Genomic DNA, 15,926 nt, shown 5'->3' with positions numbered 1-15,926 from the left:
CTAAATCCCCTCCTGTATTCGTTTGGGCTAAGAGGCAGTTCAAACACGAATTTTAAGTCGTTTTATTCCAATAGCAATTAATAAAATTATAATGGATACCATTACAATCGTACCACCTGGTGGGATGGATAAATAGTATCCCGATATGAGTCCAATAATGACGGATAGCTCTCCAAACAAGATCGATAAGAGCATCATTTGTTTAAAACCTTTAGCAAGTCGCATACTTGCCGCAACTGGTAATGTCATTAATGCGGAAACAAGCAGTACACCGACTATTCGTATCGATGCTGCAATAACCAGTGCAGTAAGCACGATAAAAAGTAAATGAATCTGTTTGGAATGTAGTCCTGATATCGTTGCATGCTCTTCATCAAAAGATAATGTGAAAAGCTCCTTATAAAAAAGTACTACTACTAGTATAACAAAAATTGCGATCGTAAGTATCATCAAAAAGTCATTTTGACTAACAGCTGAGACTGACCCAAATAGATAATTAAATAAATCCGTATTAAAGCCATCAGCAACAGAAATGAAAATGACGCTTAATCCAACTCCGCTGGATAAAATAATTGGAATCGCAAGCTCCTGGAAAGCTTTATACACGGAACGGAGCTTTTCGATGAGAATGGATCCAAGAACGGAAAAGGCCATACCACTATATAATGGTCCAATCATTAGTCCAAACTTCTTTTCTGCCATTAGTCCAAAGGCGATTCCAGCTAAAGTTACATGGGACAATGCATCTGCAATTAAAGATAAGCGCCGCACTACGATAAAGGTACCGAGGAGCGGAGCGATAACCCCAATAAGCAATCCCGTTAAAAATGTGTATCGTAAAAAATCATATTGAAAAAAGTCTGCTAGCATAATAGTTCCTCCAAAATCAATGATTGTGGCTAACAATATTTACGGGATGACCATAAAATTGTGACAAGTCCTTTTCGGTTAAGGACGTATATTCTTCTGGTTTTCCATGAAAATGTAATGTTTTATTGAGACAAACGATATCTGTAGCATATTCTGTCATGGTGCCCGTATCGTGTGTTACCAGCAACAATGTTTTATTTTGTTTTTGATGCAATTGGTGCAATAGCTCATAAAATCGTTTAACATTTTCATAGTCGATACCAACTGTAGGCTCGTCCAGAATAATTAATTCGGGATCACTAACCAGTGCACGGGCAATAAAGATCCGTTGCTGCTGCCCTCCGGAAAGGTTGCCGATATTTTCATATGCGTAATCAAGCATTCCAACTTGATCGATTGCATGTAGTATTTTATCTTTATGTGTTTTATTAAAAAATTTGAAGTAACCGATTGTTGCTGTAAGCCCGGAGGAAACTACTTCATATACGGTTGCGGGAAATCCTTTATTAAAGGCGTTTGCCTTTTGAGAAACAAATCCAATTTTATTACGATCTTGAAGCTTTTCTCCGTTTTCATTAAAGATGTTAATGGATCCTTTGTCAGGCTTCAGTAATCCAAGAATGAGCTTAATCAGGGTTGTCTTCCCACCACCATTCGGCCCAACAACTCCCATGAAAGCCCCTTTAGGAACCTCAAAGTTAATGTGATCAAGTACAGTTTTATTTTCATAGGCGTAACTAACATTTTTCATTGTTACGGCAGGATATTCCATGTTGACACCTCTTTCTATTAAATGAAGGAAGCATCTGCATAGAAAACAGATGCTAATAAAGTGATTATTTTGTTGCTCGGTCAAGAACATCGAGATTATATTGCATTAAGGATAAATAATCCTCACCATTATCTAAATCATCCTCTGTTAAAACAGATAAATTGTGAATTATTAAGACGTCAGCACCAATTTCATTCTGGATAATTTCAGAGACACGGTTGGAACTGTTTTGTTCAAAAATAATATAGTCTAGATCATAGCTATTCGCTTGATCAATAATCTCAGTTAATTCTTTTTGCGAAGGTTCACTAGCAGAAGATAATCCATTAATTGAGATTTGCTCTATTCCATAGCGCTCTTCCCAATAGCCGAAAGCTGCATGCGAAACGAGAATGTGTTTATTTTCCTTTGCTTCTAATGTTTCTTGGAATGTTTCATCTAGTGCAAGCAAATCTGTTTTCAATGAAGTAAAGTTTTCATTGTAATAGGATTCCTTGTCAGGGTTAAGCTCAATTAGCTCGTCTTTTATAATGGCTGCCATTTCAATCATTCGAAGTGGATCAATCCAAATATGTGGATCATGGTCACCGTGACTATGCCCATCGTGCTCATGGTCATGGCTCTCTTCTGAATCTGCATCGTGATCATGATGTGATTCTTCAACATGGAAGAGCTCTTCATGTTCTCCAATTTCAATTAATTGTACATCCTGAGAGGCTAGTGCATCTGCGGCACTTTCAGCGAAACTCTCCATTCCAGCGCCTAAATAAATGAATGCATCACTGTCTGCAAGGGCAGTAATATCTTTTGTCGTAGGCTCATAGGAGTGCGCATCTACACCTGGTGGATATACGGTTTTAGCTTCTACTCTATCCCCGCCAATTCTTTCAATAGCGTATTGGATTGGATAGATGGATGTGTATATTTCAAGCTGTTCATTATTTGCTTTTGAGCTTTCGTCAGCTGAACTACAACCAGCAATAAATATACTTAATATAATGAGGAATATAAGATTTTTTAAAATTTTCATGTATACAAACCCTTCATAAACAATAAAATAAATAATTCTTTCCTATCATAACGTAATCATTACGCTTTGTAAATAGGAATGATTACGACGAGAATAAATTCATAGGTACGGTTTGGGAAAACTCTAAACCTATTTAGCGCTTATGGTATGCTATAAAAAATTAATTAAATTTATTGCGAAATGTCAGATATTCGTTTATAGTATAAATTAGATGGATAGGAAACTGTCTTTTATTTTTTGGATTAAAATGAATGAGTATTCATTCAATATTGGATTGGGGGATGAAAAGTTGAAGCATTCAATAAAAACAGCAGCAGTTCTCGGTTCGGGTGTGATGGGATCTGGGATTGCTGCGCATCTAGCAAATTTGGGAATAGCTGTGACGATGCTTGATATTGTGCCACCAGATTTAACGGAAGAAGAAAAGCAACAAGGTCTTACTTTAGAAGACTCTGAAGTTCGAAATCGAATCGCGGCTCTAAGTAAAAAAGCATTGCTTAAGCAGAAACCATCGCCTATCACGACAAATAAAAGTCTGGAAAATATTACAATCGGAAACATGGAAGATGATATGGGAAAAGTTGCTGAAGTTGATTGGATTATTGAAGTAGTGGTAGAGAACTTGCAGGTGAAAAAGAAGGTTTTCGCTAGAATTGATGAGTATCGCAAAGAGGGAGCGATTGTAAGCTCCAATACATCTGGGATTTCTGTAGAAGCAATGATTGCAGATTGTTCAGAAGATATGAAGAAGCACTTTTTAGGAACGCACTTTTTCAACCCGCCACGCTATTTGAAGCTATTGGAGATTATCCCAACTGTTCATACCGACCCAGAGGTTTTGGCTTTCATGAAACGTTTTGGGGAAGATGTGCTTGGAAAAGGTGTAGTCGAAGCAAAGGATACACCGAATTTCATTGCAAACCGGATTGGGACGTATGGCTTGCTAGTAACGGTAAGGGAGATGTTGAAAGGGAATTTCTCGGTTGGCGAGGTTGATTCTGTGACAGGAACGTTAATTGGTAGACCCAAAAGCGCTACTTTCCGAACGTTGGATGTGGTGGGGCTTGACACATTTAGTCACGTCGCAAAAAATGTATATGACCAAGTCGAAGGGCCCGAAAAAGCATTATTTACTATACCAGATTTTATGAATGACATGCTGGAAAAAGGCTGGTACGGCGCCAAAAGTGGTCAAGGCTTTTTTATCAAAAAAGGTCGTGATATTTATGAATTGAACTCAAAAACGATGAAGTATGAAGAGCGTAAGAAGCTGAAAACTGCTGCTACAGAGATGGCTAAGCAAGCAAAGGGATCTCGAAATAAAATGAAAGCGCTTATCTCAAATCCTGGTGACAAGGCAAGTGACCTTGTCTGGTCAGTTATCAAGCCAGTGCTACTTTATTCAGCAGAGCTTTTAGGAGAAATTGCGGATGACATTATTTCTATTGATCAAGCAATGAAATGGGGCTTCGGCTGGGAGCTTGGTCCATTTGAAACTTGGGACGCAATTGGAGTTCGTGAATCTGTAGAACGCATGCAAAAAGAAGGGGCAGATATACCCAAATGGGTGCATTCAATGCTTGAGAACGGAAAGGAATCCTTTTATCAAGAGAAGGAAGGAACTGTCCACTACTTTGATAATGGTGAATATAAGGAACAACAATGGAATCATAAAGAGATTCATATCAAACGCCTTAAACAAACGAATAAGGTTATCAAAAAGAATACAGGTGCAAGTTTAATTGATATGGGGGATGGAGCCTTACTATTAGAGTTCCATTCTAGAAGTAATGCAATCGGGCTGGATATTATTCAAATGGTGAACTATTCCATTGAAGAAGTTGAAAAAAATTACGAAGGACTTGTTATCGGTAATCAAGGAAAGAATTTCTGTGTTGGAGCTAATCTAGCAATGATGTTAATGGAAGCGCAGGATGATAATTTCTTTGAACTAGATATGGTTATCCGCCAGTTTCAAAATATGACTATGGCGATTAAGTACGCAGAAAAACCTGTAGTCACAGCACCGTTTAATATGGCGCTTGGCGGTGGTGCAGAGGTATCGCTGCCAGCAGCTGCAATACAAGCATCTCCTGAAACCTATATTGGGTTAGTAGAAGTTGGTGTTGGGCTTATCCCTGGTGGTGGAGGCACAAAAGAATTGTATTTAAAAGCGCTTCGCAATCTACCAAAAGGTGTGTCATTTGATTTAACGAAGGTTGCGAACGATGTATTTGAAAAGATAGCTACAGCAAAGGTTTCTACATCAGCTGCAGAAGCATTTGAAAATGGCTACCTCGATACAAATGATCGTATTAGTACTAACCCTGGTCATCTTTTATATGATGCGAAGCAAAGAGTTCTGGGACTAGCAAGTGCAGGCTACCGGAAACCGCAGCGAGAAAAGGTTCCGGTAGTTGGTGACGCAGGTTATGCTGCCATGCTGATGGGAGCAAAAATGATGCAGTACAGTGGCTATGCATCAGAACATGATGTGAAAATAGCTGGAAAATTGGCCTATGTTTTATCAGGTGGACGAATTAAAGAGGGAACTGAAATTGACGAGCAAGTAATGCTAGATCTTGAACGTGAGGCATTTTTAAGTCTGATTGGAGAGCCATTAACACAACAGCGCATGCAGCACATGCTTGTTAAAGGGAAGCCATTACGTAACTAATTGAAAGGGGGAGAAACCGTGAAAGAAGCAGTAATTGTTGCAGGTGCAAGAACACCGATTGGAAAGGCGTTTAAAGGTTCACTTGCAAATACTAGACCAGATGATTTAGCTGCACGAACGATTAAAGAAACATTAAAACGCGCAGGAGGATATGCCGGAAATATAGATGATGTCATTATAGGCTGTGCAACCCCGGAGGCGGAGCAAGGTATGAATATGGCTCGAAATGTGGCTGCGCTAGCTGGATTAAAGCATGATGTGCCGGGCATTACGATCAATCGCTATTGTTCATCGGGATTACAAAGCATTGCCTATGCGGCCGAGAGAATTATGGTTGGAGCAAGCGATACAATTATAGCAGGTGGGGCAGAATCAATGAGTATGCTCCCAATGGGAGGACATGTGATTAAACCAAACCCAAAGCTTGTTCAGGAATTGCCTGGCTATTATATGGGGATGGGACATACAGCAGAAGAAGTAGCTAACCGCTTTACTATCTCTCGTGCTGATCAGGATGCATTTGCGGTACAAAGCCACATGCGTGCTGCAAAAGCGTTAAAAGAAGGTAAGTTTTCCGATGAAATTGTTCCAGTGGAAGTAACTGAACGCGAAGTCGGTTCGAACAATAAAATAGTGGAAAAACAATTTACGTTTTCAGTGGATGAAGGAGTGCGCCCAGATACAACAACAGAGATTTTGGCGAAATTGAGACCAGCCTTCCATGCAAAAGGTTCTGTAACCGCGGGAAACGCATCACAAATGAGTGATGGTGCAGCATCTGTGCTAGTGATGGATCGGGAAAAGGCTGAAGCAGAGGGGCTAACTCCAATTCTGAAGTTCCGCTCGTTTGCAGTTGCTGGTGTGGAACCAGAAATTATGGGTGTCGGACCAGTTAAGGCGATACCGAAAGCGTTAAAGATTGCTGGGTTAGAGCTATCAGACATTGGATTATTTGAGCTTAATGAAGCATTTGCCTCTCAATCCTTACGCGTTATTCAAGCGCTTGATCTTGATCTGGAAAAAGTAAATGTAAATGGTGGAGCGATTGCGTTAGGACACCCGCTTGGATGTACGGGTACAAAGCTGACGGTATCCTTAATGCATGAAATGAAACGGAGAAACGAGCAATTTGGGATTGTCACTATGTGTATCGGTGGCGGCATGGGAGCAGCTGGGGTTTTTGAACTCTTGTAATTGAAATGAGCACTACTGAGGATCAAGGCGAAAAAGCTGAAGTTCTTAGCGGAATTACTGGAGTTAGCAGTGAAAATAATGAAGATTGCAGTAAAATTGCTGAAGTTAACAAATAAACATGATGTTGAAGTGTGCGAGATTGTTTAACACTCCATAATAGGAAGGAAGATTCGGATGAGTGAAACAAAGGACAAAATTTTCAAGGGTGGGGCATTTTTAGTTGAGGATTTAACTGGTGAAGATATTATTACACCAGAGGACTTTACGGAAGAGCATCAAATGATTGCCAAAACAACAGATGATTTCATTACGAGTGAAGTTTTGCCGAAACTTGATCAGTTGGAAAATCACGAATTTGAGCACTCAGTTAAGCTGTTAAAAAAAGCTGGAGAACTTGGTCTGTTAGGAGTTGATGTACCGGAAGAATACGGAGGTCTGGCACTTGATAAAATTAGCTCTTCCTTAATTACAGAAAGATTTTCACGTGCAGGCGGATTCTCGATCACACATGGTGCTCATGTAGGGATAGGATCACTGCCGATCGTATTCTTTGGAAATGATGAGCAAAAACAAAAATATTTGCCGAAGCTTGCGACTGGTGAATTAATCGCTGCTTACGCATTAACTGAACCAAGTTCCGGATCAGATGCACTAGGTGCAAAAACAACCGCCAGGCTAAATGAAGCTGGCACGCATTATATTTTAAACGGAGAGAAACAGTGGATTACGAACTCGGCATTTGCAGATGTGTTTGTTGTCTATGCAAAAATTGATGGAGAGCATTTCTCGGCCTTTATTGTTGAAAGAGAGTACCCAGGTGTTTCAACTGGTGTGGAAGAAAAGAAGATGGGAATTAAAAGCTCATCAACACGGACACTGATCCTTGAAGATGCAGAGGTCCCGATAGAAAATTTGTTAGGCGAAAAAGGACGCGGCCATATTATTGCTTTCAATATTTTAAATGTTGGCCGCTATAAGCTTGCAGTCGGTGGAGTTGGTGGTGCTAAGCGTGCACTTGAACTTGCTGCAGCTTATGTGAATGAGCGCAAGCAGTTTAATACACCTATTTCCAGCTTCTCTTTAACACAGGAAAAGCTGGCAACAATGGCTTCTGAAATCTATGCAAACGAAAGTGCGGTTTATCGTACAGTAGGATTATTTGAACAGCGAATGGGAGCATTAACGGAGGAACAATTAAAGGACGGACGCGAAGTAGCGCGTGCAATTGCAGAATACCAAATTGAGTGCTCCATAACGAAATACATGGCAACCGAATTGCTTGATTATACTGCAGACGAAGCAGTGCAGATGCATGGTGGTTACGGCTTTATGCAAGAGTATGAAGTAGAGCGTATTTATCGTGACTCACGAATCAACCGTATTTTTGAAGGGACAAACGAAATTAATCGCTTGTTAGTTCCTGGAACATTGCTGAAAAAAGCAATGAAGGGCGAACTGCCACTGCTGCAAAAAGCTCAAGGGCTACAAGAAGAGTTAATGATGATGATGCCAGAGGAAGTTGGTACAGAACCTTTGGAGCAGGAGAAGTATTTACTGCGTAACGCGAAGAAAATCGTCCTTCTTGGTGCAGGATTAGCTGCACAAAAGTATATGCAGAAATTAGAGAAAGAACAAGAAATCCTCGTCAATCTAGCTGATATGGTCGCTGAGGTTTACAATATCGAGTCGGCAATTCTTCGTACAGAGAAAGCAATTAACAAAGGCGGAGCAGAAAAGAGCAAGCAAAAACTGCTGTATACGCAGGTTTATGTACAGGAAGCATTTAATCGGATAGAAGCAGATGCAAAAGAAACATTAATTGCAGTCGAGGAAGGTGATACATTAAGAATGATGCTTTCGTCCTTACGTAAACTGACGCGTCATACACCAATTAATGTCATTGCTAAAAAGCGTGAGATTGCTAAAGGTATTATAAAAGAAGAGAAATATATCGTCTGATATTCTATGCCACTTCTTACCAAACAGGAGTGGCATTTTCTGTTTATTGACGGAACGAATTATTGTTAGCGTTTATTATTTGATGAAAAATAGTTGCACTGTTAATCTTGATAGAGAAATAGCTATTTGAGTTTTTCTTATTTGTAAGAAACTGCGCACTAATGTGCAGTAATAGATTGTGCGTATACCCGCTTGTAAACACACTACGCTGTGTATAACAAGAAACCCGTACAGTCTCAACTTAACAGAAATAATACAAAGGAGAGATAATCATGTATCGTACTGTAGAAGATTTTGTGAACGATTGGAATCATGCTGCAAATGGAACGATTGCAGTCCTTGAATCGTTAACAGATGATAAACTGAATCAGGCAATTGTAGAAGGCCACAGTACCTTAGGATGGCTTGGGTGGCATTTAGCAACAAGCCCAGTATTCTTTGCCGGTCTTGTAGGTGTGGAGATAGACGCTGGTGAAACTAAAAATGCTACCCCTGAAAAAGCAAATGAAATTGTACAAACATATAAAAAAGTAGCAACAGCAGTTAAAGTTCAAGTTGAAAAAACATTAACAAATGAAAAGTTGGAAGAACATGTAAATGCGATGGGAGGATCTGTCGCAAGAGGCGCTCTGTTACGTACACTCATTGACCATCAAACCCATCACCGTGGGCAGATGACCGTGCTATTGCGTCAAGCAGGATTGCGAGTTCCTGGTGTAATGGGTCCAACAAAGGAAGAACAATAAATGTCAAAGCCATGAAGGAAATCGGAAAGTTTTTTATCCGTTTTCTTCATGGCATATTAATTTTTACTTATTGGATAGTATGAATTGGATTGCTGAGCAGTTATACTAATATTTTTATACAAATCATGATAAAATAATTCCTAAACAGTTTGGAATGGAGGATTTGTACATGGCATTAACATTTTACTGGTACCCAAATTGCGGAACATGCAAAAAAGCTAAGAAATGGTTTGATGATCATAACATCGATTATACAAGTATACATATTGTAGAAGAAACACCTACAAAGGAAGAGTTGCTTGAATTGATTTCCAAAAGTGATTTACCTGCTAAAAAGTTCTTTAACACGAGTGGAAAGAAATATCGTGAGTTAAATATTAAAGAGAAAATAATGGATGCAAGTGTAGAAGAAATGGCAGGAATCCTTGCTTCAGATGGAATGTTAATCAAGCGTCCGATTGTCACAGACGGGTCAAAGGTGACAGTTGGATTTAAAGAAGAAACATTTCAAGAAAATTGGCTCTAGTTATTATTAATGAATAACCTTGGGTTCAAATTCAAACAAAGACTAGAAAAATACAAGGTTAAATTGTATAGTTAAATTGGAATGAATTAATGGAGGGATTACAATGAGTTTGCCACAAGATTTGCTGTATTCAAAAGAACATGAGTGGGTAAAAAAGGAAGACGGAAATGTACGTATCGGAATTACTGACTTTGCCCAAGATGAGCTAGGCGATATCGTTTTTGTTGAGTTGCCTGAAGTAGGAGACGAAATAACTGCTGACGAGCCGTTTGGTAGTGTAGAATCTGTAAAAACAGTTTCTGAATTATATGCTCCAATCAGCGGGAAAGTTGTCGCAGTAAATGAAGAATTGGAAGATAGCCCAGAATTTGTAAATGAATCTCCATATGAAAAAGCATGGATGGTTGTTGTTGAGCCCTCTGATGTAGCTGAGCTTGAGCAATTATTATCTGCAGATGCATATCAAGAATTAACTGAAGAATAATGCCCAAAGGCTAACTTACGCGTGTGAAAGTGTATAGTTAGCCTTCTTTCAATCATATAATGTATGTAAATAGATGCTGTTCAAAAAGTCCGGTGAAAATGAAACAATGAGATAGGTGTTCTTCGATTAACTCCTGACACGTGCTGTGTAGACCGTTGAAGTCACCGCTTCCTGTGGAACACGTTGGCGAAAGAAAACTTCCTATGAAAATTGTTCACGTCCCTGTAGAAGTTCGCATTCTGTTCAAGCTCTATACTTACGTATTAATTGCATTCGTTCCGTGACGAGAGTAACAACGTCACCGAACCTCGACACACACAGGACGTGTTCGTGTTGCGATAGGACATTGCAACTTTACCCGATCTCGGTCTTTTCATCCTCCTTTTGAACGCGAATTACGTAGGCAACTTTTTTGCTTGCATAAGGAGTGCTCATGTATGATAACTACTGAGTTTGAAAAAGTGATTATTGTCGAAGGGCTTACAGATAAGAAGCAAATTGAAAAAGTCATCAATGATGAGGTTACTATCGTATGTACAAATGGTACATTCGGTGTAGAACGATTTGATGAATTACTGGAAACATACGAATTGGATGAAAAGGATGTGTTTATTCTAGTTGACGAGGATAAATCTGGAATGAAATTGCGTAAGCAGCTGGCTCGTGAGCTACCGCATGCGGAGCATATTTACATTAGCAGTGAATATCGGGAGGTTGCAGCGACACCAGAGAAAATACTTGCAAGCACACTACTGAGTAAACATTTCTCTGTTCATCCTATATTTTTATTATAGTGTGTGTTCAAAAAAGAGGATATTTACCGGGTTTTTTGAATATCCTCTTATAGATTGAACTTAAGGTGGTTAAAAATGCAGCAAATAACAGAAAAAAGTTTGGAACAGGATCGCATGTTAATTTATATTTATACACCTTTTTGTGGAACATGTACGGTGGCAAGATCAATGCTTGCTAAAATCGAGTCTGTTCATGGAATAGATATCTTTTATGAGATGAATGCGTCCTTGTATCCTGAATTTATGCAAGAAAATAAAATTGAAAGTGTTCCATGCCTTTTAATTAAAGAAGGTAATGAAGTGAAAGAAAAAGTTTATGCCTTTCAATCGACAGGTAATATATATAATTATTTGATGATATATAAGCCAGAATTATTTGCCACTCATTAAGGCTCTAATATCCCCCCTATCTATGCGTGAGAGAGTTAAAATTAGAAGGTGGGGAAGGGCTTGGAGTCATACTCCTGTGGTACTATCATGCAGTGGAGAGAAAAAGCTCTTGATTGAAGTTTCACTTTAACAAAAGTTAATCCTATTTAGGATTGACACGCGTATTTTAGCATGCTACTATAGTGTCACTGAATTGCTAAATCAAATACGATCTATCTCTTATCTTGAGCGGTGGAGGGACTGGCCCTTTGAAACCGCGGCAACCTTCAATCTTTTGAAAGGTGCCAATTCCTGCAAAGTAAACTTTGACAGATGAGAGAACGTGAGACTTTTTAATGATATGACGTCTTTCTGTTCTCTTACAGAAGACGTTTTTTGTTTTTTGGTTAAAAAATGTATTGCAGCATTCATACAGTAAAGAATTTGTTTATAGGCACAAAAGTTAGAACGAAGAGGAGGACATAACGTGATTTCGATTGAGGGTTTACGTAAGGTCTTTAGACTAAATAATGATGACATAGCAGCTGTTGATGATTTGACCCTTACTATCCCTGACGGTGAGATATTCGGCGTGATTGGGTACAGCGGTGCAGGGAAGAGTACATTCGTCAGACTGCTTAACCGATTGGAAGAACCATCATCAGGACGAATTGTTATTGATGATGAAGAAATAACGACACTTAATTCAAAACAGCTTCGCCTTGCAAGACAAGGAATCGGCATGATTTTTCAGCACTTCAATTTACTTTGGTCAAGAACGGTAGAGGCAAATATTGCATTCCCACTTGAAATTGCAGGAGTCCCAAAGCAGGAGAGGCAAAAGCGAGTACAGGAACTCATTGATTTGGTTGGCCTTGGTGGACGGGAAAAAGCTTATCCATCCCAATTAAGTGGTGGACAGAAGCAGCGTGTTGGAATTGCTCGCGCACTTGCGAATAATCCAAAAGTGCTGTTATGTGATGAGGCAACCTCTGCATTGGATCCAGAAACAACGAATGCGATTTTGAATTTGCTGGTCGACATTAATAAAAAGCTTGGATTAACGATTATTTTGATTACACATGAAATGCATGTTATTCGAAAAATCTGTAACCAAGTAGCGGTCATGGAACAAGGACGGATTGTTGAACAGGGAAATGTGCTTGATGTGTTTACCCATCCCGTACAAGACGTTACGAAAAAATTTGTTCAGCAAATTATGGGACCAAGTGACGAAGAGGATGATATAACCAATATTATTGAGAATAATGCAGATGGTATTATTCTTAAGCTTCAATTTTTAGGTGAGGCTACAAATCAAACCCTTATAAGCCAGCTGGCAAAGCGTTTTGATATTGATTTAAATATTTTACAAGGAAAAATCACCCAAACACAAGCTGGCGGATATGGCACATTATTCGTACAGGTTATTGGCGAACAAGAGGAATTCGATAGAGCATTAAGCTTTATACAGGAACAGACCTCGGTCGAAGTGGAGGTTATCCGGGATGTTAGCTGAGTTATTCCCAAATATTAAATACGAGGATTTAGTTGAAGCAACTTACGAAACATTTTACATGACAATTATTGCTATTATTGGTACATGTATTTTCGGTCTATTATTAGGATTGCTTCTATATTTAACGAAAAAAGACGGCATCTGGAAAAATAAGTATATTTATTTTGTTGTAGCGGCTCTTGTGAATATATTTAGAGCCATCCCATTTATTATATTGATCTTATTGCTATTTCCATTTACCGATTTCCTTATCGGAACGATTCGCGGACCAAATGCAGCACTGCCCGCATTAATTATTGGATCAGCTCCGTTTTACGGGAGACTCGTTGAAATCGCGCTTAACGAAGTGGAAAAAGGTGTAATTGAAGCAGCCAAAGCGATGGGGGCGAAAACACGTACGATCATTTTCCGTGTTCTACTCCCTGAATCAATGCCGGCACTCGTATCAGGCCTTACGGTTACCTCGATTGCATTAATTGGGTATACCGCAATGGCAGGTGCGATTGGTGCAGGTGGTCTTGGAAACTATGCGTATTATTTTGGATTCCAACGACGTGATTTTGATGTTGTATTTCTTTGTACGGTCATTATTGTAATTATCGTGTTTATTTTCCAATTTATTGGGGACTTTATTACAAACAAGCTTGATAAACGATAACATTATCAATAGATGAAAATAGGAAAACCTATTTCAATTATAAAAACAAGATGGAGAGGAAGAAACAGAATGAAAAAGCTTTTAGCCCTGGTAACATTCGCACTTGTACTTATATTAGCTGCTTGTGGCGGTGGAAATGAATCAGAAGATGGAGCCGATAATGGTTCGTCAGAAGGAACCGAAGAAACAAATGAAATCACTGTAGGTGCTTCAAGTGTACCACATGCGGAAATTCTAGAAGAAGCTCAGCCATTACTTGAAGAACAAGGTGTAACACTTCATATTGAAGAATATCAGGATTATATATTGCCAAATGATGATTTAGACAATGGCACGTTAGATGCGAATTACTTCCAGCACATTCCGTATTTGAATCAAACAGTGGAAGATACAGGATATGAAATTGAATCGATTGGAGCTATTCACGTAGAACCAATGGGTGTTTATTCAAAAGGAATTGCATCAGTCGATGACATTGCTGATGGAACTGAAGTTATTTTAAGCAATTCTGTTTCCGATCATGGACGGATTTTGACTTTGTTTGAGCGGGAAGGTTTGATTACTTTAGATGAAAGTGTAGAAAAATCCGCTGCAACAATTGACGATATTGTTGAAAATCCTAAAAACTTAGTTTTCTCACCAGATTATGATCCGGCACTACTACCAGAGCTTTATAATTCAGAAGAAGATGTGCTTGCTGTTATCAACACAAACTACGCAATTGGTATAGGTCTTAACCCATTAGAGGATGCATTGTTTGTTGAAGACGAAGAAACTGACTATTTAAACGTTATTGCTGTAAGGTCTGAAGATGCTGATAAAGAAGCATTAAAGAAACTGGTTGAAGTACTAAAATCTGAAGAAATCCAAAACTTTATGATGGAGAACTACGATGGTGCAGTTCTACCAGTGGAAGGCGAAAAGTAATTATAATTTATTAATAGCATTTTAAAGGATACGTGCGTTATTTGCCATTATTTAATGTCGTTTCTATGTTTTCACGTTATGAATCATTCATATATAGAATAATCCAGTCATAGAGGTTTAAATCCGAATTGTAAAGGGAACCTTTCTAGTGTTACTATATTTTATGTAACCAAAACGAAAGGATGATTCACTATTGACAGTGGTCTGAGGTTGAATTACACTTCGGAAATGGAAAAAGGAATGACGAAGTCCCGTCATGTTTGCTACGAGGAGTACAGCAGGAAACTTGAAAAACGGCTGGAAGTAGAAAAACAACGAGAACGGGAATACAAAGAAGCGAAAATGCTAGTGGCAGGAATGGATGGTCAAATAGCTAAATAACAAACTTATAATTACCTTTGTGCTGGTGTCTTAATATGCGGACATCAGCACTATTTATTTGTACAATTATATCTAATTTGATATGGTGAAACAGTAATAAGCTGTGCGCTTAAAAGAGTTGATAATTAATTTGAAATGCTTTAAGATTGTAATGAGAATAAGTTGAGAATGATGTCAATTCATTTCATACTAGAAAATAGCTTACTTGGAGGTATGTTTTATGTCAGGATCAGTTTTAGAAATTAAGAATCTTCATGTATCGATTGAAGACAAAGAAATATTAAAAGGTGTAAACCTTACGATAAAGGGTGGAGAATTCCACGCAATAATGGGGCCGAACGGAACAGGTAAATCTACCCTTGCTTCAGCAATTATGGGACATCCCAAATATGAAGTTACAGAAGGAAGTATTATCCTTGACGGTGAAGATGTACTAGAAATGGAAGTAGATGAGCGTGCTCGTGCTGGTCTGTTTTTAGCTATGCAATATCCAAGTGAAATCAGTGGTGTAACAACTTCTGACTTCCTTCGTTCTGCAATCAATGCTCGTCGTGAAGAAGGCGATGAGGTATCTCTAATGAAGTTTATTAAGCAATTAGATAAAGACTTAGATTTACTTGAAATTGATCAAAACATGGCTACACGATACTTAAACGAAGGTTTCTCTGGTGGGGAGAAGAAACGTAATGAAATCCTTCAATTATTGCAAATAAATCCTGCTATTGCGATTTTAGATGAAATCGATTCTGGATTAGATATTGATGCATTGAAAATTGTATCTAAAGGAATCAATAAAATGCGCGGAGAAGACTTTGGTTGCCTAATGATTACGCATTACCAACGTTTACTTAACTACATTACTCCTGACTTTGTTCATGTTATGATGCAGGGCCGTGTTGTGAAATCAGGTGGACCTGAGCTTGCAAAACGTTTAGAAGAAGAAGGTTATGAGTGGATTAAAGAAGAGTTAGGAATTACAGACGAAACAGTAGAACAAAACGCGTAACGTTAGGAGGAGTA

General features: G+C 38.7%; 16 protein-coding genes and 1 riboswitch. Of the genes, 13 read left to right on the top strand and 3 right to left on the bottom strand.

What is annotated here, in order from left to right; all coding sequences use genetic code 11:
• Positions 1-39 precede the first annotated feature (39 nt).
• The 3 genes from NST46_RS19685 to NST46_RS19675 form a co-directional block, all read right to left on the bottom strand.
• Positions 40-870: a metal ABC transporter permease gene (locus tag NST46_RS19685; protein ID WP_251660442.1), complete on the bottom strand. Its 831-nt coding sequence runs from the start codon at positions 868-870 to the stop codon at positions 40-42.
• Between the two features lie 16 nt (positions 871-886).
• Entirely contained in the window at positions 887-1,642 is a 756-nt protein-coding gene (locus NST46_RS19680; protein WP_095309350.1) for a metal ABC transporter ATP-binding protein, read from the bottom strand.
• Between the two features lie 64 nt (positions 1,643-1,706).
• Complete coding sequence (locus NST46_RS19675; RefSeq protein WP_341137636.1) at positions 1,707-2,672, bottom strand: metal ABC transporter solute-binding protein, Zn/Mn family; 966 nt, start codon at positions 2,670-2,672, stop codon at positions 1,707-1,709.
• Between the two features lie 289 nt (positions 2,673-2,961).
• On the opposite strand from NST46_RS19675, the gene NST46_RS19670 reads away from it, so the two are divergent.
• From NST46_RS19670 to sufC, 13 genes are all read left to right on the top strand, one after another.
• Entirely contained in the window at positions 2,962-5,349 is a 2,388-nt protein-coding gene (locus NST46_RS19670) for a 3-hydroxyacyl-CoA dehydrogenase/enoyl-CoA hydratase family protein (protein WP_341137763.1), read from the top strand.
• A gap of 18 nt (positions 5,350-5,367) precedes the next feature.
• Complete coding sequence (locus tag NST46_RS19665; protein WP_341137635.1) at positions 5,368-6,543, top strand: acetyl-CoA C-acetyltransferase; 1,176 nt, start codon at positions 5,368-5,370, stop codon at positions 6,541-6,543.
• A 174-nt stretch (positions 6,544-6,717) separates the two neighbouring features.
• On the top strand, positions 6,718-8,502 hold the full coding sequence (locus tag NST46_RS19660) for an acyl-CoA dehydrogenase family protein (RefSeq protein ID WP_095309342.1): 1,785 nt from the start codon (positions 6,718-6,720) through the stop codon (positions 8,500-8,502).
• Positions 8,503-8,774: 272 nt separating this feature from the next.
• Positions 8,775-9,248: a DinB family protein gene (locus NST46_RS19655; protein WP_341137634.1), complete on the top strand. Its 474-nt coding sequence runs from the start codon at positions 8,775-8,777 to the stop codon at positions 9,246-9,248.
• Positions 9,249-9,417: 169 nt separating this feature from the next.
• Positions 9,418-9,774 carry an arsenate reductase family protein gene (locus tag NST46_RS19650; RefSeq protein WP_095309338.1) on the top strand — a complete coding sequence of 119 codons (357 nt, stop codon included), beginning with the start codon at positions 9,418-9,420 and terminating at the stop codon, positions 9,772-9,774.
• A 103-nt stretch (positions 9,775-9,877) separates the two neighbouring features.
• The gene (gene gcvH / locus NST46_RS19645; RefSeq protein WP_095309336.1) at positions 9,878-10,258 is read left to right on the top strand and encodes a glycine cleavage system protein GcvH; all 381 of its coding nucleotides are present in this window, start codon (positions 9,878-9,880) and stop codon (positions 10,256-10,258) included.
• A gap of 437 nt (positions 10,259-10,695) precedes the next feature.
• Positions 10,696-11,052 (top strand): toprim domain-containing protein, encoded by a 357-nt coding sequence (locus NST46_RS19640; protein WP_095309334.1) that lies wholly within the window; start codon positions 10,696-10,698, stop codon positions 11,050-11,052.
• A gap of 75 nt (positions 11,053-11,127) precedes the next feature.
• Positions 11,128-11,442 (top strand): thioredoxin family protein, encoded by a 315-nt coding sequence (locus NST46_RS19635; protein WP_341137633.1) that lies wholly within the window; start codon positions 11,128-11,130, stop codon positions 11,440-11,442.
• A 216-nt stretch (positions 11,443-11,658) separates the two neighbouring features.
• A riboswitch (SAM riboswitch) is annotated at positions 11,659-11,761 on the top strand.
• A gap of 147 nt (positions 11,762-11,908) precedes the next feature.
• Positions 11,909-12,940 (top strand): methionine ABC transporter ATP-binding protein, encoded by a 1,032-nt coding sequence (locus NST46_RS19630; protein ID WP_095309332.1) that lies wholly within the window; start codon positions 11,909-11,911, stop codon positions 12,938-12,940.
• Positions 12,930-13,598, top strand: a complete 669-nt coding sequence (locus NST46_RS19625) for a methionine ABC transporter permease (protein ID WP_095309330.1) — start codon at positions 12,930-12,932, stop codon at positions 13,596-13,598. The genes NST46_RS19630 and NST46_RS19625 overlap by 11 nt, the downstream gene beginning before the upstream one ends.
• 69 nt (positions 13,599-13,667) lie before the next feature.
• Positions 13,668-14,525, top strand: a complete 858-nt coding sequence (locus NST46_RS19620) for a MetQ/NlpA family ABC transporter substrate-binding protein (RefSeq protein WP_095309328.1) — start codon at positions 13,668-13,670, stop codon at positions 14,523-14,525.
• A 228-nt stretch (positions 14,526-14,753) separates the two neighbouring features.
• A complete protein-coding gene (locus NST46_RS19615) occupies positions 14,754-14,906 on the top strand; it encodes a hypothetical protein (protein WP_341137632.1) in 153 nt (50 codons plus the stop codon).
• A gap of 220 nt (positions 14,907-15,126) precedes the next feature.
• The gene (gene sufC / locus NST46_RS19610; protein WP_095309326.1) at positions 15,127-15,912 is read left to right on the top strand and encodes a Fe-S cluster assembly ATPase SufC; all 786 of its coding nucleotides are present in this window, start codon (positions 15,127-15,129) and stop codon (positions 15,910-15,912) included.
• Positions 15,913-15,926 lie beyond the last annotated feature (14 nt).

The organism is Oceanobacillus sp. FSL W7-1309 (genome assembly GCF_038002145.1).
GTDB lineage: Bacteria > Bacillota > Bacilli > Bacillales > Amphibacillaceae > Oceanobacillus > Oceanobacillus profundus.
Note: the sequence above shows the minus strand (reverse complement) of the source record. Positions and strands in the feature narration are given on the sequence as shown.

Bases quoted from the DNA above. Each gene is read 5' to 3' on its own strand.
- gcvH (WP_095309336.1), top strand. From the start codon at position 9,878: ATGAGTTTGCCACAAGATTTGCTGTATTCAAAAGAACATGAGTGGGTA.
- NST46_RS19655 (WP_341137634.1), top strand. From the start codon at position 8,775: ATGTATCGTACTGTAGAAGATTTTGTGAACGATTGGAATCATGCTGCA.
- NST46_RS19680 (WP_095309350.1), bottom strand. From the start codon at position 1,642: ATGGAATATCCTGCCGTAACAATGAAAAATGTTAGTTACGCCTATGAA.
- sufC (WP_095309326.1), top strand. From the start codon at position 15,127: ATGTCAGGATCAGTTTTAGAAATTAAGAATCTTCATGTATCGATTGAA.
- NST46_RS19615 (WP_341137632.1), top strand. From the start codon at position 14,754: ATGGAAAAAGGAATGACGAAGTCCCGTCATGTTTGCTACGAGGAGTAC.
- NST46_RS19640 (WP_095309334.1), top strand. From the start codon at position 10,696: ATGATAACTACTGAGTTTGAAAAAGTGATTATTGTCGAAGGGCTTACA.
- NST46_RS19620 (WP_095309328.1), top strand. From the start codon at position 13,668: ATGAAAAAGCTTTTAGCCCTGGTAACATTCGCACTTGTACTTATATTA.
- NST46_RS19625 (WP_095309330.1), top strand. From the start codon at position 12,930: ATGTTAGCTGAGTTATTCCCAAATATTAAATACGAGGATTTAGTTGAA.
- NST46_RS19650 (WP_095309338.1), top strand. From the start codon at position 9,418: ATGGCATTAACATTTTACTGGTACCCAAATTGCGGAACATGCAAAAAA.
- NST46_RS19675 (WP_341137636.1), bottom strand. From the start codon at position 2,672: ATGAAAATTTTAAAAAATCTTATATTCCTCATTATATTAAGTATATTT.
- NST46_RS19660 (WP_095309342.1), top strand. From the start codon at position 6,718: ATGAGTGAAACAAAGGACAAAATTTTCAAGGGTGGGGCATTTTTAGTT.
- NST46_RS19635 (WP_341137633.1), top strand. From the start codon at position 11,128: ATGCAGCAAATAACAGAAAAAAGTTTGGAACAGGATCGCATGTTAATT.
- NST46_RS19685 (WP_251660442.1), bottom strand. From the start codon at position 870: ATGCTAGCAGACTTTTTTCAATATGATTTTTTACGATACACATTTTTA.